At 65.9% G+C, this 20,793-nt stretch carries 17 protein-coding genes and 1 pseudogene; 9 read left to right on the forward strand and 9 right to left on the reverse strand.

The window, feature by feature from the left end:
- Positions 1–2: 2 nt before the first annotated feature.
- On the reverse strand, positions 3–788 hold the full coding sequence (locus tag BN4346_RS43195; RefSeq protein ID WP_067976283.1) for a 2-keto-4-pentenoate hydratase: 786 nt from the start codon (positions 786–788) through the stop codon (positions 3–5).
- Positions 789–942: 154 nt separating this feature from the next.
- Positions 943–2,202, reverse strand: coding sequence for a cytochrome P450 (locus tag BN4346_RS43200; RefSeq protein ID WP_078058815.1), 1,260 nt, complete (start codon positions 2,200–2,202; stop codon positions 943–945).
- A 256-nt stretch (positions 2,203–2,458) separates the two neighbouring features.
- Here BN4346_RS43200 and kstD point away from each other — a divergent pair, with 256 nt between their 5' ends.
- The 3 genes and pseudogenes from kstD (at position 2,459) to BN4346_RS49785 (ending at position 6,574) form a co-directional block, all read left to right on the forward strand.
- Complete coding sequence (kstD, locus tag BN4346_RS43205) at positions 2,459–4,162, forward strand: 3-oxosteroid 1-dehydrogenase (protein WP_208863307.1); 1,704 nt, start codon at positions 2,459–2,461, stop codon at positions 4,160–4,162.
- Positions 4,163–4,164: 2 nt separating this feature from the next.
- Complete coding sequence (locus tag BN4346_RS43210; RefSeq protein ID WP_067976285.1) at positions 4,165–5,025, forward strand: MaoC/PaaZ C-terminal domain-containing protein; 861 nt, start codon at positions 4,165–4,167, stop codon at positions 5,023–5,025.
- Between the two features lie 81 nt (positions 5,026–5,106).
- A pseudogene (locus BN4346_RS49785) lies at positions 5,107–6,574 on the forward strand (PPE domain-containing protein).
- A 74-nt stretch (positions 6,575–6,648) separates the two neighbouring features.
- On the opposite strand, the gene BN4346_RS43225 reads toward BN4346_RS49785, so the two are convergent.
- The 6 genes from BN4346_RS43225 to BN4346_RS43250 are packed head-to-tail and all read right to left on the reverse strand — an operon-like array spanning position 6,649 to position 12,661.
- A complete protein-coding gene (locus BN4346_RS43225; protein WP_067976403.1) occupies positions 6,649–7,806 on the reverse strand; it encodes a lipid-transfer protein in 1,158 nt (385 codons plus the stop codon).
- 8 nt (positions 7,807–7,814) lie between these two features.
- Positions 7,815–8,216 carry a MaoC family dehydratase gene (locus tag BN4346_RS43230; protein WP_067976287.1) on the reverse strand — a complete coding sequence of 134 codons (402 nt, stop codon included), beginning with the start codon at positions 8,214–8,216 and terminating at the stop codon, positions 7,815–7,817.
- Positions 8,213–9,190, reverse strand: coding sequence for a bifunctional MaoC family dehydratase N-terminal/OB-fold nucleic acid binding domain-containing protein (locus BN4346_RS43235; RefSeq protein WP_067976408.1), 978 nt, complete (start codon positions 9,188–9,190; stop codon positions 8,213–8,215). The genes BN4346_RS43230 and BN4346_RS43235 overlap by 4 nt, the downstream gene beginning before the upstream one ends.
- A 14-nt stretch (positions 9,191–9,204) precedes the next feature.
- Positions 9,205–10,368, reverse strand: coding sequence for an acyl-CoA dehydrogenase FadE29 (gene fadE29 / locus BN4346_RS43240; protein ID WP_067976289.1), 1,164 nt, complete (start codon positions 10,366–10,368; stop codon positions 9,205–9,207).
- Positions 10,369–11,373: an acyl-CoA dehydrogenase family protein gene (locus BN4346_RS43245; protein WP_067976291.1), complete on the reverse strand. Its 1,005-nt coding sequence runs from the start codon at positions 11,371–11,373 to the stop codon at positions 10,369–10,371.
- A 37-nt stretch (positions 11,374–11,410) separates the two neighbouring features.
- Complete coding sequence (locus tag BN4346_RS43250) at positions 11,411–12,661, reverse strand: cytochrome P450 (protein WP_067976303.1); 1,251 nt, start codon at positions 12,659–12,661, stop codon at positions 11,411–11,413.
- 193 nt (positions 12,662–12,854) lie between these two features.
- Between BN4346_RS43250 and BN4346_RS43255 the strand changes: the two genes are divergently transcribed.
- The 6 genes from BN4346_RS43255 (at position 12,855) to BN4346_RS43280 (ending at position 19,726) form a co-directional block, all read left to right on the forward strand.
- Entirely contained in the window at positions 12,855–14,006 is a 1,152-nt protein-coding gene (locus tag BN4346_RS43255) for a steroid 3-ketoacyl-CoA thiolase (RefSeq protein WP_067976304.1), read from the forward strand.
- A 10-nt stretch (positions 14,007–14,016) separates the two neighbouring features.
- Positions 14,017–14,406: a hypothetical protein gene (locus BN4346_RS43260; protein WP_067976307.1), complete on the forward strand. Its 390-nt coding sequence runs from the start codon at positions 14,017–14,019 to the stop codon at positions 14,404–14,406.
- Positions 14,407–14,415: 9 nt separating this feature from the next.
- Positions 14,416–14,904 (forward strand): nitroreductase family deazaflavin-dependent oxidoreductase, encoded by a 489-nt coding sequence (locus BN4346_RS43265; protein WP_067976309.1) that lies wholly within the window; start codon positions 14,416–14,418, stop codon positions 14,902–14,904.
- Positions 14,905–14,912: 8 nt separating this feature from the next.
- The gene (locus tag BN4346_RS43270) at positions 14,913–15,863 is read left to right on the forward strand and encodes a histidine phosphatase family protein (RefSeq protein WP_067976311.1); all 951 of its coding nucleotides are present in this window, start codon (positions 14,913–14,915) and stop codon (positions 15,861–15,863) included.
- Positions 15,864–15,884: 21 nt separating this feature from the next.
- Positions 15,885–16,121, forward strand: a complete 237-nt coding sequence (locus BN4346_RS43275; protein WP_067976313.1) for a response regulator transcription factor — start codon at positions 15,885–15,887, stop codon at positions 16,119–16,121.
- 350 nt (positions 16,122–16,471) lie between these two features.
- On the forward strand, positions 16,472–19,726 hold the full coding sequence (locus BN4346_RS43280; protein ID WP_078058818.1) for a LuxR C-terminal-related transcriptional regulator: 3,255 nt from the start codon (positions 16,472–16,474) through the stop codon (positions 19,724–19,726).
- Between the two features lie 25 nt (positions 19,727–19,751).
- Here the strand turns inward: BN4346_RS43280 and BN4346_RS43285 are convergent, their stop codons facing one another.
- Positions 19,752–20,702 carry a fatty acid desaturase gene (locus BN4346_RS43285; protein WP_154677670.1) on the reverse strand — a complete coding sequence of 317 codons (951 nt, stop codon included), beginning with the start codon at positions 20,700–20,702 and terminating at the stop codon, positions 19,752–19,754.
- Positions 20,703–20,793: the final 91 nt, after the last annotated feature.

Genomic DNA, 20,793 nt, shown 5'->3' on the forward strand with positions numbered 1-20,793 from the left:
ATCTATTCGAAAACCAGCCGGACTGAACCCAGCCCGGAGAACTCGGCGACACAGTCGTCGCCGGCGTGTACGTCGATGGCCCGGGTCGCAGTGCCCGGCAACACGATGTCGCCTGCCTTCAACCGCACCCCGAAGCTTTCCACCTTGCGAGCCAGCCACGCCACCGCGGTGACCGGGTTGCCCAGCACCGCGTCACTGCGGCCCTGCGCGACCACCTCGCCGTTCTTGGTCAGCGCCGCATCGATGTTCTTGATATCGATGTCTCCCGGCTTAACCCGCTGCTTGCCCAGCACAAATCCTGCCGACGAGGCGTTGTCGGCGATGGTGTCGCAGAGTTTGATCTTCCAGTCGCTGATCCGGCTGTCGATCAATTCGATCGCCGGGGCGAACGCCTCGGTGGCGGCCAGCACGTCCTCCTCGGTGCAGTCCGCGCCCGGCAGATCCGCGGCCAGGATGAACGCCACCTCGACCTCGACCCGCGGGTAGAGGTAGTTCGCCGCCTTGACCGGCTTGTCCTCGAACACCTGCATCGCATTGAGCAGGTGCCCGTAGTCCGGTTCGTCGACGCCCATCATCTGCTGCATCGCTTCGCTGGACAGGCCGACCTTGTGTCCGACGACCCGGGCGCCCTCGGCGATCCGCTGGCGGATGTTGATCAGCTGGATCTCGTAGGCGTCGACGACGTCGATGCCGGGCTGAGCCGCCGTCAACGGCGAGATCGGAACCCGACTCCGCTCCGCCTGCGCCAACTCGGCAGCGAGTTCCTCACGGATCTGGGCGCTGAGCATCTTCGATGGTCCCCTCGGGTGGTGTGGAGCGGGTGAAAACGTGCCGTTCAGCGGCAATTCTATAACGTGTTCTAAAACCGCAAACACCGAGACGATGCCGTAGCCCTGGCAAGCCTGCCCTACTTCACCCGCTGCAACACCGGCGGCTTGTAGATCACCTACCGCCGGTGTAGTCGACGTTCCAGTGTTTGATGCCGTTGAGCCAGCCCGAGCGCAGCCGCTGGGGACGGTCCAGGGGCTTGAGGTCGGGGATGTTGTCGGCGATCGCGTTGAAGATCAGCCCGATGGTCATCCGCGCCAGATGCGTGCCGATGCAGTAGTGCGCACCCGTGCCGCCGAAACCGACATGCGGGTTGGGGTCACGCAAGATGTTGAACTCTTGCGGCTTGTCGAACACCGTCTCGTCGAAGTTGGCCGCGCGGTAGAACATCACCACCCGCTGACCTTCGGAGATCAACGTGCCGTTCAGGTTGTGATCACGGGTCGCGGTGCGCTGGAACGACGTCACCGGAGTGGCCCAGCGCACCACCTCATCGGCGGTGGTCGCCGGACGTTCCTTCTTGAACAGTTCCCACTGCTCGGGATGTTCGGTGAACGCCATCATTCCCTGGGTGATCGAGTTGCGCGTGGTCTCACTGCCGGCGACCGCCAACAGGATGATGAAGTAACCCAACTCGTCGTCACCCAGCTTCTCGCCGTCGACGTCGGCCTCGACCAGCGTCGTCACGATGTCGGGGCCCGGGTTCTGCCGCTTCATCTCGGCCAGCTTCAGCCCGTAGGAGATGATCTCCATCGCGGAATTGGCGGGGTCGTAGTGGGCGAACTCCGGGTCGTCGTAGGAGGTCATCTGGTTGGTCCAGTCGAACAACTTGCCGCGGTCCTCCTGCGGCACCCCCATCAGCCCGGCGATCGCCTGCAGCGGCAACTCCGAAGCCACTTCCACCACGAAGTCACCGCTCCCCCGAGCCAGCGCCTCCTTGGTGATCGCCTGCGCCCGCGCCTGCAGGTCATCGTGCAGCGGCAGAATGTGCCGGGGTGTGAAGCCGCGGGAAATGATCCGCCGCTGCCGGGTGTGCTTCGGCGCGTCCTGGTTCAGCATCAAGATCCGCTGCGCATCAAGCTGCTCGCGGGTTGTTTCGTCGTGGAACCTGGGGATGGCACCGTTGCGCTCGCTGGAGAACACGTCGTCGAGTCGCGAGATCTCCTTGACGTCCTCGTGCCGGGTGATCGCCCAGTAACCGCCGTCTTTGAATCCGCCGCTCTTGTCGTCGGGCTGCGCGATCCACTTGATCGGCTCGCTGCGCCGCAGTTCGGCGAACTCCGCGTCGGGCAGTCGCTCGGCATAGATTTCCGGGTCGGTGAGGTCGAAACCGGCGGGAATGCCGGTGGCTGACGAGATAGCAGGGCTGACCACGATGACAACTCCTCACTACTGAACCGCAGGAGAAAACGATACGTTCTCGTGTCAGTAAAGCATGGCTTTACCTCAGGCGAAAGGGCAGAAAGGCCCTGCATTCAGGGCTAAACTGAAACACGTTCTACTACGTCGCCAGGTCGGCCTGACCTGGCGAGAACCGATGGTTATCAGCAGGGTAGGGAACGGTTGTACGGGAGAGTCGCCCGAGCAATACGGCCAGCCAAGTGGCGCCCGGGCGGGGCAATTCTATAACGTGTTCTACATGGCCGAACAGGAGTACGACGTCGTCGTGGTCGGAAGCGGCGGCGCCGGGATGGTCGCCGCCCTCACCGCCGCCCACCAGGGATTGTCCACCATCGTCATCGAGAAAGCCCCCCACTACGGCGGCTCGACTGCTCGATCCGGCGGTGGCGTGTGGATCCCCAACAATGAGGTGCTGCAGCGCGCGGGGGTCAAGGACACCGCCGACGCGGCCCGCACCTACCTGCAGGCGATCATCGGCGACGTGGTTCCGGCCGAGAAGATCGACACCTACCTGCAGCGCGGGCCGGAGATGCTGTCGTTCGTGCTGGCCAACTCACCGCTGAAGATGTGCTGGGTTCCCGGTTACGCCGACTACTACCCCGAGCAGCCCGGCGGCAAGCCCACCGGCCGCTCGATCGAGCCGAAGCCGTTCAACGCCAAGAAGCTGGGCGCCGACATGAACGGCCTGGAGCCGGCTTATGGCAAGGTGCCGCTGAATGTCGTTGTCATGCAGCAGGACTACGTCCGGCTCAACCAGCTCAAGCGCCACCCGCGCGGGGTGCTGCGCAGCCTGAAGGTGGGCGCCCGCACCATGTGGGCCCAGGCCACCGGCAAGAACCTGGTCGGCATGGGCCGCGCCCTGATCGCGCCGCTGCGGATCGGCCTGCGCAACGCCGGCGTCCCGGTGGAGCTCAACACCGCGTTGACCGACCTCTACGTGGAAGACGGTGTGGTCTCCGGTGTCTACGTCCGCGGCGCGGGCGACTCCGAATCGAGCGAGCCGCGACTGATCCGGGCACGGCGCGGGGTCATCCTGGCCAGCGGTGGATTCGAGCACAACGAACAGATGCGGGTGAAGTACCAGCGCGCCCCGATCACCACCGAGTGGACCGTCGGAGCCAAGGCCAACACCGGCGAGGGCATTCTCGCCGGTGAGAAGCTCGGTGCCGCCCTGGACATCATGGAGGACTCCTGGTGGGGTCCGACGGTGCCGCTGCCCGGGTCACCGTGGTTCGCGCTCTCGGAGCGCAACTCGCCCGGATCGATCATCGTGAACATGGCCGGCAAGCGGTTCATGAACGAGTCGATGCCCTATGTCGAGGCCTGCCACCACATGTACGGCGGCGAGTTCGGCCAGGGTCCCGGCCCCGGCGAGAACATCCCGGCCTGGCTGATCTTCGACCAGCGCTACCGCAACAACTACATCTTCGCCGGATTGCAGCCGGGGCAACGGATCCCGCAGAAGTGGATGGAATCCGGCGTGATCGTGTCCGCCGATACCCTGGAAGAGCTGGCGGCCAAGACCGGCGTGCCGGCCGCTGCACTGGCCGCGACCGTCGACCGGTTCAATGAGTTCGCCCGCAACGGCGTGGACGAGGATTTCCACCGCGGCGAGAGCGCCTACGACCGCTACTACGGTGACCCGACCAACAAGCCGAACCCGAACCTGGGCCAGATCGCGCAGGGCCCGTTCTACGCGGCCAAGATGGTGCCGGGCGACCTGGGCACCAAGGGCGGGATCCGCACCGACGTGAACGGCCGGGCGCTGCGGGACGACGGCAGCGTCATCGCGGGGCTGTATGCGGCAGGAAACGTGAGCGCACCGGTGATGGGCCACACCTACCCCGGACCGGGCGGCACCATTGGACCCGCCATGACGTTCGGCTACCTGGCAGCCCTCGACATTGCCCATTCCGAAGCCCGGAGGCCCTAGACATGCCGATCAACCTCGACGTCGCCCTGGGCGCGGAGTTCGGCCAGGTCGAATTCTCCTGGACCGCAACCAATGTGCAGCTCTACAACCTGGCGCTGGGCGCCGGGTCGGACCCGATGGACCCGCGTGAGTTGAGCTACGTCGTGGACGGCAAGCCGCAGGTGCTGCCGACCTTCGGCTGCGTTGCGGCGTCGTTCAACGAGGTAGACCCGCCGAAGGTGAGCTGGCCCGGTATCGAAATCGACCTCGCCAAGATCCTGCACGCCTCGGAGAAGGTGACCGTGCCCGCGCCGCTGCCGCCGTCGGGCAGCGCCCGCGCGATCAGCCGGATCGTCGAGGTGTGGGACAAGGGCAAAGCCGCGGTGGTGGTGCTCGAAACCTCGGTGACCAGCACCGACGGCACGCCGCTGTGGACGCAGCACCGGTCCATCTTCGCTCGCGGCGAGGGTGGCTTCGGCGGTGAACGCGGACCGTCGACGTCGAGCGAACTGCCCGAGAGGGCACCGGATTTCGAAGTCGACATCCCGGTGTCCCCGCAGCAGGCATTGCTGTACCGGCTCTGCGGCGACCGCAACCCGCTGCATTCAGACCCGGCTTTCGCGGCTGCGGCGGGCTTCGACCGGCCGATTCTGCACGGGCTGTGCACCTACGGCATGACCTGCAAGGCGGCGGTGGACACCGCGCTGGGCGGTGACGCCGGCGCGGTTCGTTCCTTCGGCGCCCGGTTCGCCGGCGTGGTCTTCCCGGGCGAGATCCTGCGGGCCCGGCTGTGGAAAGACGGCGATCGATTGATGGGCAACGTGGTGGCGCCCTCGCGTGAGGATGCCGCCATCCTCAACGATGTGGAGCTTGTTTCGGCGTAGCTAGACCCCCGGCGTCCCCGCCGGTCACCCGCGCGTGGCACCTAATTGAAAATGACTTTCATCTTCGATATGGTGGGCGCCATGACGGCGCCGGTGTGGATGGCATCTCCCCCAGAGGTGCATTCGGCTGCGCTGAGCAGCGGCCCGGGGCCCGGTCCGCTGCTGGCCGCCGCCGGCGCGTGGTCATCACTGAGCCTGGAGTACACCGCGATCGCGGAGGCATTGCGGGAGGTGCTGGGAGCCACCCAGGCCACGTCGTGGCAGGGCCCCAGCGCCGAAAGTTATCTCGCAGCCCACTTGCCGTACTTGGCCTGGTTGGAAACGGCCAGCGCGGACAGTGCCGCGCGGGCGTCTCGACACGAAACGGCGGCCGCGGCCTACGTCAGTGCGCTGGCGGCCATGCCTACCATGCCCGAACTGGCGGCCAACCACGCCATCCACGGAGTCTTGGTCGCTACCAACTTCTTTGGGGTCAACACCATCCCGATCGCGGTCAACGAAGCCGACTACGTACGGATGTGGGTCCAGGCCGCCACCACCATGGCGACCTACGAAGCCGTCTCCGGCGCGGCGGTGGCGTCGGCCCCACAGCTGACCGTGGCACCGCCGATCGTCAACCACGCCGAGGCCGGACACGATCACGATCACGATCACGATCACGATCACGACCACGACCACGACCACGACCACGACCACGACCACGACCACGACCACGACCACGACGGGATCCACGACCGCGATCTGGATCCTCCCGACCCGGACTGGGGGAAAGACGTCTTCCGCGCTGCTGACCGATCTTCCAGTCATCATGGCCGACGTGACTTTCCACGCCAGTCAGCTTGCCGCCACCTTGAGCCAATTCGCGCCGGCGCTGTTGCAACCCGCGCTGGGCCTGGCGATCGGCAACCTGGGTTGGGCAGCCGGCTTGGCCGGACTCGCCGGAATTCAGCCTGCGCCGGCCGTTCTGCCCGCCGAAGTCCTGCCCGCTGAAAACCCCTTGGCGTCGGTGGGTTCAGCGAATACGTCCACTACCGTCGCCAACACTGCTGCGGCACCGACCACGGCAGGATCGGTATCGGCACCGACCACCAGCGCCGCGCCCGCGGCAGCACCGCCCGCAGCTCCCCCGGCAAGCGGCGCCCCGGCTTTCTTCCCGCCCTATGTGATCGGCCCTCCCGGTGCGACCGGCCGGATGCCCGCCGCGGCCCGCGCTCACGCCGTCAAGAAGGCACAGAGTCCGGAAGCGGCCGCCGAGGCGGCGGCCGCAGCTGCGGCCGCACGGGATCGGTCCCGGGCCCGCCGGCGCCGAAACGCTCGCGGGCACGCGGACGAGTTCATCTACGTCTACGCCGACGACACCCCCGACATCGGACCCGACGCCGCGACTCGCGCCTCCAACAGCAGTGCCGGGCCTCTGGGATTCGCTGCGGCGCAAGCCAAGCCGGGTCTGCCCGCAACAGGTTTGACCAGGTTGGCGAGCGGCGGTTTCAGCGACGGGCCCACCCTTCCGCTGTTGCCCGAGAGCTGGGGCGAGCCCACCAACGATTGAGCGCTGCGGATTCCCCTCCCGCCCCCCGCCCAACGTAAAGCCAACTTCACGTTCGACGGTAAGGAGAAGGAACGTTAACCCAGAATCAGACCCGAGGTAGGCACACCGGTCCCGGCAGTCACCAGCACGTGCTCGACGCCGTCGACCTGGTTGACCGATGTGCCGCGCAGCTGACGCACGCCCTCGGCGATGCCGTTCATGCCGTGCACATAGGCCTCGCCGAGCTGGCCACCGTGGGTGTTGATCGGCAGCCGGCCGCCGAGCTCGATCGCACCACCGGCAATGAAGTCCTTGGCCTCCCCCTTGCCGCAGAAACCCAACTCTTCCAACTGGATCAGCGTGTACGGGGTGAAGTGGTCATAGAGCACCGCGGTCTGGATGTCGGCGGGTGTCAGACCCGACTGCGACCACAGCTGCTTGCCCACCAGACCCATCTCGGGCAGGCCGAGCTCCTCGCGGTAGTAGGAGTACATGGTGAACTGGTCGGCCCCGGCGGCCTGCGCTGCCGCCTCGATGATCGCCGGGCGATGTTTGAGGTCGCGGGCCCGCTCCGGGGTGGTCACGACGATCGCCACCCCACCGTCGGTCTCCTGACAGCAGTCCAACAGCCGCAACGGTTCGGCGATCCACCGCGAATTCTGGTGATCTTCGATGGTGATCGGCTTGCCGTAGAAGTGCGCCTTGGGGTTGGTCGCCGCGTGCTTGCGATCGGCCACCGACACCACACCGAAATCCGCACTGGTGGCGCCGTATTCGTGCATGTAGCGCTGGGCGATCATCGCCACCGATGCCGCCGGCGTGCTGAGGCCGTGCGGATACGACCAGCTGTACTCCACGCCGCGTGAATCGGCGTTGACGGTCAGCCCGGTCATCACCTGGCCGAACCGGAACTCCGAGCGCTCATTGAACGCTCGGTACGCCACAACGACTTCGGCGACCCCGGTTGCCACCGCCAGGGCGGCCTGCTGCACTGTCGCCGCGGCGGCACCGCCGCCGTAACCGATCTGGGAGAAGAACGTCAGCTCACCGATCCCGGTGGCACGCGCCACGGCGGTCTCCAGGTTGGAGTCCATGGTGAAAGTGACCAGGCCGTCGACGTCGGAGGGCTTCAGGCCCGCATCGTCGAGGGCGTCGAGCACCGCTTCGGCGGCCAGCCGCAGTTCGCTGCGCCCGGATTCCTTGGAGAAGTCAGTCGCGCCGATTCCGGCGATAGCCGCCTGTCCTGAAAGCATGCCGGGCATTAACGCTCCCCGAGGGTGAGAGTGGCGGTGGCGACGACGTGGTCGCCAAGACTGTTGTTGCCCACGACTTTCACGGTCACCAGGCCCTCTTCCACAGCGGTCACTTCGCCGGAGAAGGTGACGGTGTCGTAGGCGTACCACGGCACGCCCAACCGCAGCCCGATCGAGCGGATCACCGCATTGGATCCGGCCCAGTCGGTGAGGTAACGCTGCACCAGGCCGGTGTCGGTGAGGATGTTGACGAAGATGTCCTTGGAGCCCTTGGCCTGCGCCTTGTCCCGGTCGTGGTGCACATCCTGGTAGTCGCGGGTGGCAATCGCCGTGGAGACGATGAACGTCGGGTCACCGTAGATCTTCAGCTCGGGCAGCTTGGTGCCCACGTCGACCGTTGCAGCGCTCATGCCCCGTCTCCTTCCACCGGCTCCCACGCGTACAGCGACCACGCCGGACCGACATCGCTAGCTGGGAAATCGAGGAAGGCTGCGCGAACCGGCATGCCGATCTTTACCGCGGCCGCGTCGGCGCCGCGGAGCTCACCGAGCATCCGAACGCCCTCCTCGAGCTCAACCAGCGCGATCACGAACGGCACGCTGCGGCCGGGCACCTTGGGTGCGTGGTGCACCACGTAGCTGAACACCGTTCCCTTGCCGCTGGAAACGACATAGTCGGTGGTCTCGGTCTTGTCCTTCCAGACCGCCGGAACCGGCGGGTGCTGCAGGCTGCCGTCCGGGCGGAGCTGGATGCGCAGCTCGTGTGCGGCCACCCCGTCCCAGAAGTACTTGGAGTCCCGCGACCACGACGGGCGCATCATCTTGTCGGGGTCGAGATCCTCGGGCACAACGGCACCCGGAGTGGAGCCTGGACTGCTCTTGTCGGCGGGCAGGAACTTCAGGATGCGCCAGACCATGTCGGCGACGTTTTCTTCTCCGACCCACCAACGGATCTTCTGAGTGACGAAGTACCCCTCACCCAGGCCGGTCTGCTTGGGGCCCACGATGTCGGTCACCTCGGCAGTGACGCTGACCTCTTCGCCGGGGCGCAGGTAGCGGTGGTAGGTCTGCTCACAGTTGGTGGCCACCACGCCGACATAGCCTGCGCCGTCGAACAGTTCCATGACCTTGCCGAGCGGGTCGTCGGCGGGGCGCTCCCCACCCAGGCCCATCATCGTCCAGACCTGGATCATGGCCGGCGGAGCGACGATTCCGGGGTGACCAGCAGCCTGCGCGGCCGCCTCGTCGGTGTAGATCGGGTTGGCGTCGCCGATCGCATCGACCCAGTGGCGAATCATCGGCTGATTCACCGGGTCCCGGCCGGACCGCGGCTTGCTGCGGCCCGACGCCAGGATCTGCTCGATTCCAGAGGAAAGCTCGCTCATCACCTCTCCTCGACTCATCGTGACACCCGCGGAACCTTGAGGCCGGAGGCGGCGATCATCTCGCGCATGACCTCGTTGACGCCGCCGCCGAAGGTGATCACCAGGTTGCGCTTGGCCATCTTGTCCAGCCAGACGAGGACTTCGGCGGTCTCGGGGTCGGCCGGGTTGCCGAATCTGCCGACGATCTCCTCGGCGAGGCGATTGACCTCTTGGATTCGCTCGGTGGAGAACACCTTGGTGGCCGCGGCGTCGGCGACGGCGATGTTCTCACCAGAGGCTGCCACCTGCCAGTTGAGCAACTCGTTGACACGCCAGATCGACTTGATCTGCGCCAGCAGATGTTTCACGTCGTCGTGCTCGATCGGCGTAACGCCGTCCGAGCCGGGCTTGGACGCCCAGTGGTGTACCTGGTCGTAGATGCCGGCGATCCGACCAGCCGGACCCAGACCGACGCGCTCGTGGTTGAGCTGGGTGGTGATGAGCTTCCAGCCACCGTTCTCCTCGCCGACCAGCATGTCGGCGGGCACGTGGACGTCGTTGTAGTACGTCGCGTTGGTGTGGTGGGCCCCATCGGACAGGATGATCGGCGTCCAGGAGTATCCGGGATCCTTGGTGTCGACGATGAGAATCGAGATGCCCTTGTGCTTGGCAGCGGTCGGGTCGGTCCGGCAGGCCAGCCAGATGTAGTCGGCGTCGTGGGCGCCGGTGGTCCACATCTTCTGACCGTTTACGATGTACTCGTCACCGTGCTTGACCGCGGTGGTACGCAGTGAGGCGAGATCGGTACCGGCGTCGGGTTCGGAGTATCCGATCGCGAAATGTACGTCGCCGGAGAGAATTCCAGGCAGGAACTTCTTCTTCTGCGCTTCGGTGCCGAGTGCCTGCAGCGTCGGGCCGACGGTCTGCAGGGTGACCATCGGCAACGGGATGTCAGCCCGGTTGGCTTCGTTGATGAAGATCTGCTGCTCCACCGGACCGAAACCCAGGCCGCCGTACTCCTTGGGCCAGCCGACGCCCAACTTACCGTCGCTGCCCATCCGCTTGATCACGGCGCGGTAGGCCTCGTTGTGCCGATCCGACTCCATCGCCTGCGCCTCTTCGGGCGTGATGAGGGTCGAGAAGTACTCGCGCAGTTCGGCTTGCAGCGCCCGCTGCTCGGGCGTCAGGTCGATGAACATTTACGCTCCCACCAAATCGAGGCGGTGCACCGGACCACCCAACAGCCGGGTCAAGTCTTTGATCGAAGAGTAGTAGCGATCCATCGGGTAGGTGATGTCCATGCCCATACCGCCGTGCAGGTGGTGGCAGAGTCGCATGGCCGGTGCAGCCTGCGATGTCAGCCAGTAGCCCAGGATGTTCAGATCCTCGTCGGCATCAAGGCCTTCGGCCAACCGCCAGATCGCCGAGGTCGACAGCAGAGCGATGGTCCGCGAGGCGATGTAAACCTCGGAGAGCTGCGCGGCCACTGTCTGGAAGGTCGACAGCGGACGGCCGAACTGCTCGCGGGTCGCCACGTAGTCGGCGGTCAGCCGCAGGGCGCCGGCCACCAGTCCGGCCGCGAAGGCCCCGGTGGCTGCCAGCGCCAGCTGGTTGACCCGGGCGACGCTGGCGCCGTCGAGCACGTCGGCGTCCTCGATCGCGACATCGGCGAAGGTCACCACGTATTCGTCGGATCCGTTGGAGGTCGGTGTCTTGGTGACCGTGACGCCGTCGGCGTCCGGGGCGACGACCACCACCGCCTTGTCAGCGGTGACGATCAGCCACGCCGCGGTCTCGGCGTAGGGCACACCGGTCTTGGTGCCGTTGAGTTTTCCGCCGGCGAAGCTGGTCTTGGGGTGTTCCGGCAGCTGCCGGCCGGGCTCGTTCAGCGCGGCCGAGAGCACCGCTCCGGTGGGCACCCCCGACAGATACCGGTCCTGCTGAGCCTCGGACGCGAGGTCCAGCAGCGGAATCAACCCCAGGCCCAGTGTTGCCAGCGCCGGACCGATGGTGCCATGACGGCCGATCTCGGTCAGGGCGGTGGCCAGTTCCGAGAGGCCCAAGCCGTCGCCGCCCAGTCGGTCGGGCACGCCCAGCGCCGCAACCCCGCCGGAGACCAGCGCCTCCCAGCTGTTGTCACGGTCCAGGACCGAGGTCACCACATCGGCGACAGCCTGCTGCTCCGGGTTCGGTGTGAAATCCACCCGAATCCTCCTTGATTCGTCGACGCGGTCAGTCAGCTCAGTGCGCGACCGGGCACGCACCCGAGTAGTCGACCGGCCAGTGCTTGATGCCGTTGAGCCAGCCGGACTTCAGCCGCTCTGGGTCGCCCATCGGCTTCAGGTCGGGCATGTGATCGGCGACCGCGTTGAAGATCAGGTTGATCGTCAGGCGGGCCAGGTTGGCGCCGATGCAGTAGTGCGCGCCGGTGCCGCCGAAGCCGACGTGCGGGTTCGGGTCACGAAGGATGTTGAAGGTGAACGGGTCGTCGAACACCTCCTCGTCGAAGTTGGCCGAACGGTAGGACATCACCACGCGGTCACCGGCCTTGATCTTGACGCCGTCGATCTCGGTGTCCTGGCTCGCCGTACGCTGGAATGCCGAAACCGGTGTGGCCCAACGGATGATCTCGTCCACGGCGGTCTGCGGCCGGTCCCGCTTGAACAGTTCCCACTGGTCGGGGTTCTGCGAGAACGCAACCATGCCGTGCGTGATCGAGTTGCGGCTGGTCTCGTTGCCGGCGACCGCCAGCATGATGACGAAGAAGCCGAACTCGTCGTCGCTGAGCTTCTCGCCGTCGATGTCGGCCTGGATCAGCTTGGTCACGATGTCGTCGGTGGGGTTCTTGCCCCGCTCCTCGGCCATCTTCATGGCGTAGGTGATGACCTCGAACGACGACATCGCCGGGTCGACGTCGGCGTACTCCGGGTCCTCGCCGGCGGTCATCTCGTTGGACCAGCGGAACAGCTTGTCCCGGTCGTCCTGGGGCACACCGAGCAGTTCGGCGATGGCCTGCAGCGGCAGCTCGCAGGACACCTGCTCGACGAAGTCGCCGGTGTTGGACGCCGCGGCAGTCTGGGCGATCTTCTGCGCCCGCGCCTTCAGCTCGTCCTCGAGCCGCGAGAGGGCGCGGGGGGTGAAGCCGCGGGAGATGATCTTGCGCAGCCGGGTGTGGTGCGGCGCATCCATGTTCAGCAGGACCGCGCGCTGCAGGTCGACCGCCTCACGGGTCATCTCCTGCGGCCAGACCGGGATCGCGCCGTTCATCGCGCTGGAGAAGACCTCGCTGCGCAGCGAGACGTCCTTGACGTCTTTGTGCTTGGTCACCAGCCAGTAGCCCTTGTCGCCGAAGCCTCCGGTTCCGCCGGGAACGTCGACCCAGCGCACCGGTTCAGACTTACGCAGCTCAGCGAGTTCCTGAACGGGGAGGCCCTTCAGGCTCATCTCGGAGTCGAGGAAGTCGAAGTCGCTGGGGATGGCGGGGCAGCCCATGTGTCTACTCCTAGGGTGTTCGGTAGGTAACTGTGTGTTCGACGACGCTTGAACTATGGAGCATGAACGATGGAGCAAGTACAACGCCGTCTAGTGCCTGATTGCGACCATTGAAACACGGCCCGACCGCAGATCAAAGGCGGTGCTGCATCGTCGCTTGTCAGACTAATGAAACGTGTTCTAGCCTGGCCGCATGGGTAATCCTGTCATCGTCGAAGCCACCCGCAGCCCGATCGGTAAACGTAATGGCTGGTTGTCCGGCCTGCACGCCACCGAACTTCTGGGGGCGGTGCAGAAGGCATTGGTCGCGAAGGCCGGGATAGACGCCGGCAGCGTCGAGCAGGTCATCGGTGGCTGCGTCACGCAGTTCGGCGAGCAGGGCAACAACGTCACCCGGCAGTCCTGGCTGGTGGCCGGGCTGCCCGAGCACGTCGGCGCCACCAGCATCGACTGCCAGTGCGGCAGCGCACAGCAGGCCAATCACCTGATCGCCGGCCTCATTGCCGCCGGTGCCATCGACATCGGCATCGCCTGCGGTATCGAGGCGATGAGCCGCGTGCCGCTGGGCGCGAACGGCGGCGGCGCCCGCGCGGCGTCCTGGGACATCGACCTGCCCAACCAGTTCGAGGCGGCCGAGCGGATCGCCAAGCGCCGGGGCATCACCCGCGCCGACGTGGATGCCCTGGGACTGCGGTCCCAGCAGCTGGCCAAGCAGGCCTGGGCCGAGGGCCGCTTCGACCGGGAGATCTCCCCGATCGAGGCCCCGGTGATCGATGAGAACAAGCAACCCACCGCAGAGCTGAACATCGTCAGCCGCGACCAGGGCCTGCGCGACACCACGGCCGAGGGCCTGGCGGCGCTGAACCCCGTCATGGAGGGCGGTATCCACACCGCCGGCACCTCGTCGCAGATTTCCGACGGCGCCGCCGCGGTGCTGTGGATGGACGAGGACAAGGCGAAAGCCCTGGGCCTACGGCCGCGGGCCCGGATCATCAGCCAGGCCAACGTCGGCTCGGAGACCTACTACCACCTGGACGGCCCGGTGCAGTCCACCGCGCGGGTGCTGGAGAAGGCCGGGATGAAGATCGGTGACATCGACCTGGTCGAGATCAACGAGGCATTCGCCTCGGTGGTGCTGTCCTGGGCCGCGGTGCACAAGCCGGATATGGACCGGGTCAACGTCAACGGCGGGGCGATCGCGCTGGGCCATCCGGTGGGTTCCACCGGCAGCCGGCTGATCACCACGGCGCTGCACGAGCTCGAGCGCACCGACAAGTCCACCGCGCTGATCACCATGTGTGCCGGCGGAGCGCTGTCCACCGGCACCATCATCGAGCGCATCTAGTGGCCCACAAATGACTACAGTTCCGGAGAACGACCGCATCGCGGCGGCACAGGCCTACATCGACGCGCTGGTCAGTCACGACGCTTCGGCGGTTCGGTTCAGCCCGGACTGCGTCCGGATCGAGGTCGGACTCAAGACCGGTTTCTCGGGAAATCATTTGCGACGCAGCCTCAACCGCGGTCCGCAGTTCCGGCTGATCTCGGCGGCCACGCTGCCGAAGTACAGCATCGAAGGCGATGACGTGCGGGCGGTCTACGACATCATCACCAAGCCGTCGCTGTTCGGGGTTCGGGTCTGCTCGCATGTCGACGAGGTTTTCCGGATCCCTGCCGACAGCCCGGACGGCACCGCGGTCATCCACCACATCCGCGCGGGGATTCGTCCGTTCATCCACCGTTAGAGTGAGCCCGTGAGCAACCCAGACACACCAGAAAAGCCGAAGTCGCTGGATTCGCCGGTCACCGGGACGGTGATCAAGTGGATGTCGCGGGCAAACACCTGGGCCTACAAGGCAACCGGTGGACGGGTCGGCGGGAAGTGGCGTTTGGGCACAAAGCATTTCGGTGAGGTTCCCGAGGTCGGCATCCTCACCACCACCGGACGCAAATCCGGTCAGCCGCGGGAGTCCCCGCTGTTGTTCCTGCGCGAAGGTGACCGGGTGATCCTGGTGGCTTCCCAGGGCGGGCGTGCCACCAACCCGATGTGGTACCTGAACCTCAAGGCCAACCCGCAGGTGTCATTCCGGATCCGCAGCGAGGTGCTCATCCTGCGTGCCCGCGACGCCAGCGAGGCCGAGCGGGCCGCGTACTGGCCCAAGCTCGACAAGATGTACCCCGACTTCGTCAACTACCGGGCCTGGACCGACCGGGAGATCCCGATCGTCATCTGCGAACCCTAGGGCCGCCGGTGATCCGGGATTCGCGGCGCCTGCGGTACGGGGCAGCCGCCCTTCCCGCGGTCGTCGTGTTGTTCGCAGCCCCGGCGGCATGGGCTGCCGAATCGATCACGCTGGAGTTCGTCCGGCACGGGCAAGCCGGCGACAACCTGGTGATCAACAACGAGGTTCCCGGTCCCCCGCTCACCGAACTCGGCCAACAGCAGGCGCGCAACGTCGCCGATCTGCTGGCCGGTGACCACATCACGGGTATCTACTCCTCGATCATGACCCGGGCGCAGGAGACCGCGGATCCACTGGCCCAGCTGCTGGGCCTGCCCGTGCACGAGTTGGCCGGACTCAACGAGATCGACGCCGGTCTTCTTGCGGATCTGCCGGTGAACGTCGGTGGGCTGCCGGTGGGGGCGGTGCTGTACGCCGCAGCCCCGATGCTGTGGGCGCTCGGTCTGTATTTCGTTCCGCAGCTGGGTTCCTCGGATTTCAACGGGATGGTTTTCCAGGATCGTTTCTCTGACGCCGTTGCCGCGATCTATGCCGGCAGCGACGGCGGCGACACCGATGCGGTGTTCACCCACGAAGGGTCGATGGTGTTCTGGACGTTGATGAACGTCGACAATCCTGACTTCGGCATCATCCTCAACGAAGCGCTGACCACCGGTGAGCTGCTGCCCTTCACCGGCGTCATCGAGGTCCGCGGCAACCCGGAGGACGGCTGGACGCTGGTCAGCTGGAACGGGCAGCCGGTTGCCGAAAACCCGGGCCTGCTCACCGAGCTCTTCGTCGACGTGCGCGACGTGATCACCGCGCCGCAAATGGCGATCTTCCACGTCTGGGAAGCTCTGCTCAGCGGGGATACGACGATATTCCTCGACGCGATCCGGGCCGGTGCCGACGACGTCGGTGCGGCGGCCCTGCAGTTCCCGGTCGCGGTATTTGACGACCTGCTCGGCGCGTCGTTGTGATCCCGGTGGACCGAGGCGGTCGTGAATGCCTCCCGAGTTCGCACCGAGCGGGACCGGCCGAAAGACGGCTGGGCCGCACTGACCCAGGCCGAACTCAACGTCGCCCTACTCGTCGGGCAAGGACTGCGCAGCAAGGACATCGCCGCACAGCTGTTTCTCTCGATCCGGACTGTCGACACCCACATCACCCGCATCTATCGCAAGCTCGGAGTGTCCTCCCGCGTGCACCTCGCCCGGGAGGCGGCCCGCAACAGCTGACCGGCGATCTACCTCGGGAAATCCCTGTGCTCGGCAGCAGAACCGACGAGGTTCCTGGACGCGATTCAGGCCGCCGCCCTTATCGTTACCGCCGCGGCCCTCGACCGGCCGAGCGCAATTAGCCCGACATCCGCCAAGTAGGTCCAGCCCGTCCCTGCCACTGTCCGACAGCACGCAGCAAACAGCATCGGCGGCAAAGCGCCCAATTACTACGGTGGCGTACCCCGGGAAGTATCGGTACAAATACGTAATGGTCGGGAGACAAGAAATACCGCTGCGCAAGTTATCCATCCTGAAAAGGAGGGCTGGCCTCTTGCGCGAGCATTGTGACCTTTAGGGGACGGTACATCTTGTCGAACGCAAGCGAGGCAGATTTCCCGTCCGCCATAGCGCGCACGGTCTTGGTGGTCGATGGCGGGGACCCACGGCCACACTGGCAGCCCGGGACCGAGTCGCTATCGACCACCCACTCGTGGCTGGAGCGCACGCTGACCGAGTCGGTTGCCGCCCACCACGGTGTCCGCCTGATGAAGCAGGACTACGGGGACAGGCTCGCCGCCGGGTTCGCCGAAGCCGGTGACGCTCTGGCATGCGCTATCGCGTTGCAGCGCACTCCTTCGGCACCGATCCGACCGCGCATCGCGGTGCATTCCGACGAGGCGCCGGCCGGTGAACCGGGCCCGTACCCCGAATCCCTGGTGAACCGCGCCGCGCGGTTATGCGACCTGGCCCATGGCGGTCAGACGGTCTTGTCCGAGACCGCCCAGCAATCGTTGACGGATCTGCTGCCCTCGGAGACTTGGCTGATCGATCTGGGCGTTCATCGGCTGCGCGGCATTCCGTTTCCGGAGCGCGTAGCACAGCTCTGCCACCCCGACCTTGCCAGCGACTTTCCACCCTTACGAACCGGAATGTCGCTGGCGGAGCCACATTTTCCGACGCCGCTGACGAGTTTTGTCGGGCGCGAAGTCGAGTTGGCCGAGCTGCGGCGTCTGGTTGCCGACAACCGTCTGGTGACGCTGACCGGCACCGGCGGAGTTGGCAAGACCCGGCTGGCGCTGCAACTGGCGGACGAGTTGGCCTGCCGGTACCGCGACGGGGCATGGTGCGTGGACCTGGCGCCGATCACTGATCCAGACCTGATACCCGAGCGAGTAACACACATGCTGGGCCTGCCCGAACGGCCAGACCGCTCCCCGCTTGATGCTCTGGTGCGCTTCATCGCAGACCGGCAACTGCTGCTGGTGCTCGACAATTGTGAGCATCTACTGGACGCATGCGCGCAGCTGACCGCCATCCTGTTAGCCGCCGGTGCAGAGCTGACCGTCGTGGCGACGAGTCGCGAACCCATCAGGGTGGCAGGCGAAGTGACCTGGAAGACCCCGTCGCTCTCGCTGGGCGACGAGGCGGTCGAGCTGTTCCGGCAGCGCGCTCGGCTGGTCCGGCCGGGTTTCACCAACACCGACGACGATGCTGCCTTGGTAGCCGAGATCTGCCGGCGCCTGGACGGGGTGCCATTGGCCATCGAGCTTGCCGCGACACGGATTCGGGCGTTGTCACTTACCGAAATTGCGGATGGATTGAGTGAGCGCTTCCAACTGTTGACCGGCGGGGCGCGCACCGTGGTACCGCGCCAGCAGACCCTGCGGGCTTCCGAAGACTGGTCGCACGACCTGTTAAGCGAACCCGAGCGCGTGGTGTTTCGCCGTTTGGCGCCATTTCGGGGCGGGTTCGACCTTGATGCCGCCCACGCCGTCGCCGGCGGCACTGACCTGCCGCGCGGGCGGATCATCGACTTACTCACTTCGCTGGTAGACAAATCGCTGGTGATAGCCGACAGCACCGGGGAATCGACGCGTTTCCGGCTGCTGCAGACCGTGCAGCAGTACGCCCTGGAAAGACTTGAGCAGTCTGGGGAATCCGAGGCCATCCAGGCACGCCACCGTGATCACTACACAGCCGTGTTCGGTTCCGACGTGACCGCCGGATACGGGTGGCACATGGAGCAGGCGGAACTGGAGATCGACAACCTCAGGGCCGCCTTCACCTGGAGCCGCCAGCACGGCGACATCAACCTTGCCGCACGTCTCGCGTCGTCGTTGTTCCCGCTGTGGATCCATAGCCAGACCATGGAAGGGCTGGCATGGTTCAATGCCGTGCTCGCCGTCAGCGCCACGATGGCGCCGGGCGTTCGTGCCCGCGCGCTCGCGGACAAAGCGATCTTCGACGCGTTGATCGGAAACTACGGGCAGGCCCGACATGCAGAGGAAGCCGTCTCGATCGCACGGGATCTCGACGAACCAGGACTGCTCGCTTGGGCGCTGGCCGCTTGCGGCTTCACCTGCAGCTACAGTCCCGAACTCGCCCTGCCCTATTTCGAGCAGGCCATCGCGCTGTCCCCGGCATTCAACGACGACTGGCGGTTGAGCCAGATATATGGCGTGCAGGCGTATTCGGCGTTCGTGGCCGGGGACCTCGCAACGATGCGGCTCGCCGCTGAGAAAGGAGCGGTCCTCGCCGACGCGGTCGGTGACTGGTCGGTTGCGCGACTGTGCCGCCTCTGCCTGGGATTGGCGCACCTTCATCGCGCAGAGTTCCCGATGGCAGTCGATCAGGCCCGGCAGGTGGCGATGGAGGCCGAGGCCGCAGGCGATCCGCTGTTCAGCTCCCAGAGTCTGACTGTCCTGGCCGCAGCCCTTGCCTGCCAGGGGGATATCCGCGGGGCGCACGCGGCAGCAGAAGCGTGTGTCGGGGCCGCCGTCGAACTCATCGACTTCCACCGCGCGATCGGCCTCGGTGCCGTGGTAGACGCATTTCTGGCCGACGGTGATGTGGCCGGCGCGCTCAGCGCTGCTGATGCGGCGTGCCAAGCATGCGCACTGCCCCAACTGCTGGCAATAAACGGCAATCCGGTCGCTCGCGCAGCACTGGCATCCGGTGACCTGGCCGCGGCGCGCCGTTGGGCGGACGAGGCGCTGTCGGTGGGTTCGGGTATCCATCGGATATTGCTGCTGGAGATACGTGGCCGGGTGGCCTTGGCTGAAGGTGACTTTGAGCAGGTCGAGCGAGACACGAGGGACGCGCTGGCCATCGCGGCGGACACCGAGGCAACTTTGGCTGCCCCAGATCTGATCGAATTGCTGGCAACGGCGGCAGCGGCCGCTGGGCGGCACCACGACGCAGCACGGCTGTTCGGCTCAGCAGCGGGCGCCCGTAGTCGCACCGGCGCAGTCCGCGCCAAGGTCTACGACGCCGAATACGATGCCACCGTCAACTCGCTACAAGAAGCGATGCAGCAGAACGACTTTGATCGTCGTTGGGCTCAGGGCAATGCGCTGTCGACGGCTGAGGCCATTGCGTACGCATGCCGCCACGACCGAACGGGGAAGGGCGAATCCAAACGCCCGTTCAGCGGTTGGGCCTCGCTGACTCCGGCCGAGCGCAATGTCGTCCGGCTCATCAGTGCCGGTCTCCGCGACAAGGAGATCGCTACACAGCTGAGCGTCTCGCCCCGTACGGTGCATTCGCACCTGAACCGGATCTACACCAAGCTCAATATCTCTTCCCGCTTGCAACTCGCTCAAGAGGCGGCGCGAAACACCTGACGCGGCGACGTTGCCCCGCGACGTGTCAGGCGATGCGGGACTCGGGCTCGACCTGCGCCCACAGCTGCCAGTGCCGGTATTCCTCGGCGTTCAGTTCCCGGCCGAGCACGGTGGTGACGGCGGCGTCGTGCTCCAAGTAGAGGTCCTCGTTACGTCGCCACGCCTGCAGGTAACGGTAGAACGGCAACCACGGGTGCAGGTGGTGGATGAGGTGGTAATTCTGCGACAGCATCAACGGCGCCAACAACCATTCCGTACCAACCCGCAGGCGCGTGGCACGATACCGGTTCCCGCGCTGGGTCTCCTCGAGCCCGTGGTGCGGCAGCCAGTCGAAGGACCACCCAATGATAAAGATGCCGATGCGCTGCGGGATCAACAGGATCACCGCAAGAGTCCAGAAATGATCAGTGACAATTGCCGCACCGATACCCACTACTGCGAACGAGGACAGTAGCACCGTTTCGGAGATCTCGGCCACCGGGCGACGCCAGCCATGGTGCACCCGCCGCCGCAGTTTGCGGATGTACCAGGAAGCGTAGAAAAGGTCGATCAGCGCCCAGCGGAATGGCAACTGCCAGACCGGTGCGTGCGTGGCGAACATGTCCGGGTCGCGATCGGGGTCGTTGGTATGCCGATGATGCTCACCGTGGACGTACCCGAAGGCCGGCAGTGAGAATGGCAAGATCACGAACAGCCAAGCCAGCCGCCCAACCACCGTGTTCACCCAGCGCACCGAACACAACGAGCGGTGCAAGGCCTCATGTGCCACCGAGAACATCACATAGGTGACTGCGGTGCTCAACGGTATCGCCGCCCAGGCCGGCAGGAATCCGTCGATGGTGCCGAGCACCACCAGTACGAAAACGGCCAGTGCTCCCAACGCAAGCCCGAAGGTCGGCCACGCGAAGTCCGGCATGCCCTCGCCCGGATGCGGGTGCCGCCGACGTCGGACTGCCGCGGGTGGGTGGTCGTCCACCTCGAGCACCGACACAAGACCTCCAGCAGGGCATACACGGGACACGGCGTCACCTAAGAACAGGTGAAAGATTACGTTGCTTCCCCGGAAT

Origin of the sequence: Mycolicibacter icosiumassiliensis (assembly GCF_900078685.2) — a bacterium.
In the GTDB taxonomy this organism is placed as follows: domain Bacteria; phylum Actinomycetota; class Actinomycetes; order Mycobacteriales; family Mycobacteriaceae; genus Mycobacterium; species Mycobacterium icosiumassiliensis.

Bases quoted from the DNA above. Each gene is read 5' to 3' on its own strand.
- BN4346_RS43260 (WP_067976307.1), top strand. From the start codon at position 14,017: ATGACTACAGTTCCGGAGAACGACCGCATCGCGGCGGCACAGGCCTAC.
- BN4346_RS43235 (WP_067976408.1), bottom strand. From the start codon at position 9,190: ATGAGCGAGCTTTCCTCTGGAATCGAGCAGATCCTGGCGTCGGGCCGC.
- BN4346_RS43210 (WP_067976285.1), top strand. From the start codon at position 4,165: ATGCCGATCAACCTCGACGTCGCCCTGGGCGCGGAGTTCGGCCAGGTC.
- BN4346_RS43255 (WP_067976304.1), top strand. From the start codon at position 12,855: ATGGGTAATCCTGTCATCGTCGAAGCCACCCGCAGCCCGATCGGTAAA.
- BN4346_RS43195 (WP_067976283.1), bottom strand. From the start codon at position 788: ATGCTCAGCGCCCAGATCCGTGAGGAACTCGCTGCCGAGTTGGCGCAG.
- BN4346_RS43230 (WP_067976287.1), bottom strand. From the start codon at position 8,216: ATGAGCGCTGCAACGGTCGACGTGGGCACCAAGCTGCCCGAGCTGAAG.
- fadE29 (WP_067976289.1), bottom strand. From the start codon at position 10,368: ATGTTCATCGACCTGACGCCCGAGCAGCGGGCGCTGCAAGCCGAACTG.
- BN4346_RS43225 (WP_067976403.1), bottom strand. From the start codon at position 7,806: ATGCTTTCAGGACAGGCGGCTATCGCCGGAATCGGCGCGACTGACTTC.
- BN4346_RS43250 (WP_067976303.1), bottom strand. From the start codon at position 12,661: ATGGGCTGCCCCGCCATCCCCAGCGACTTCGACTTCCTCGACTCCGAG.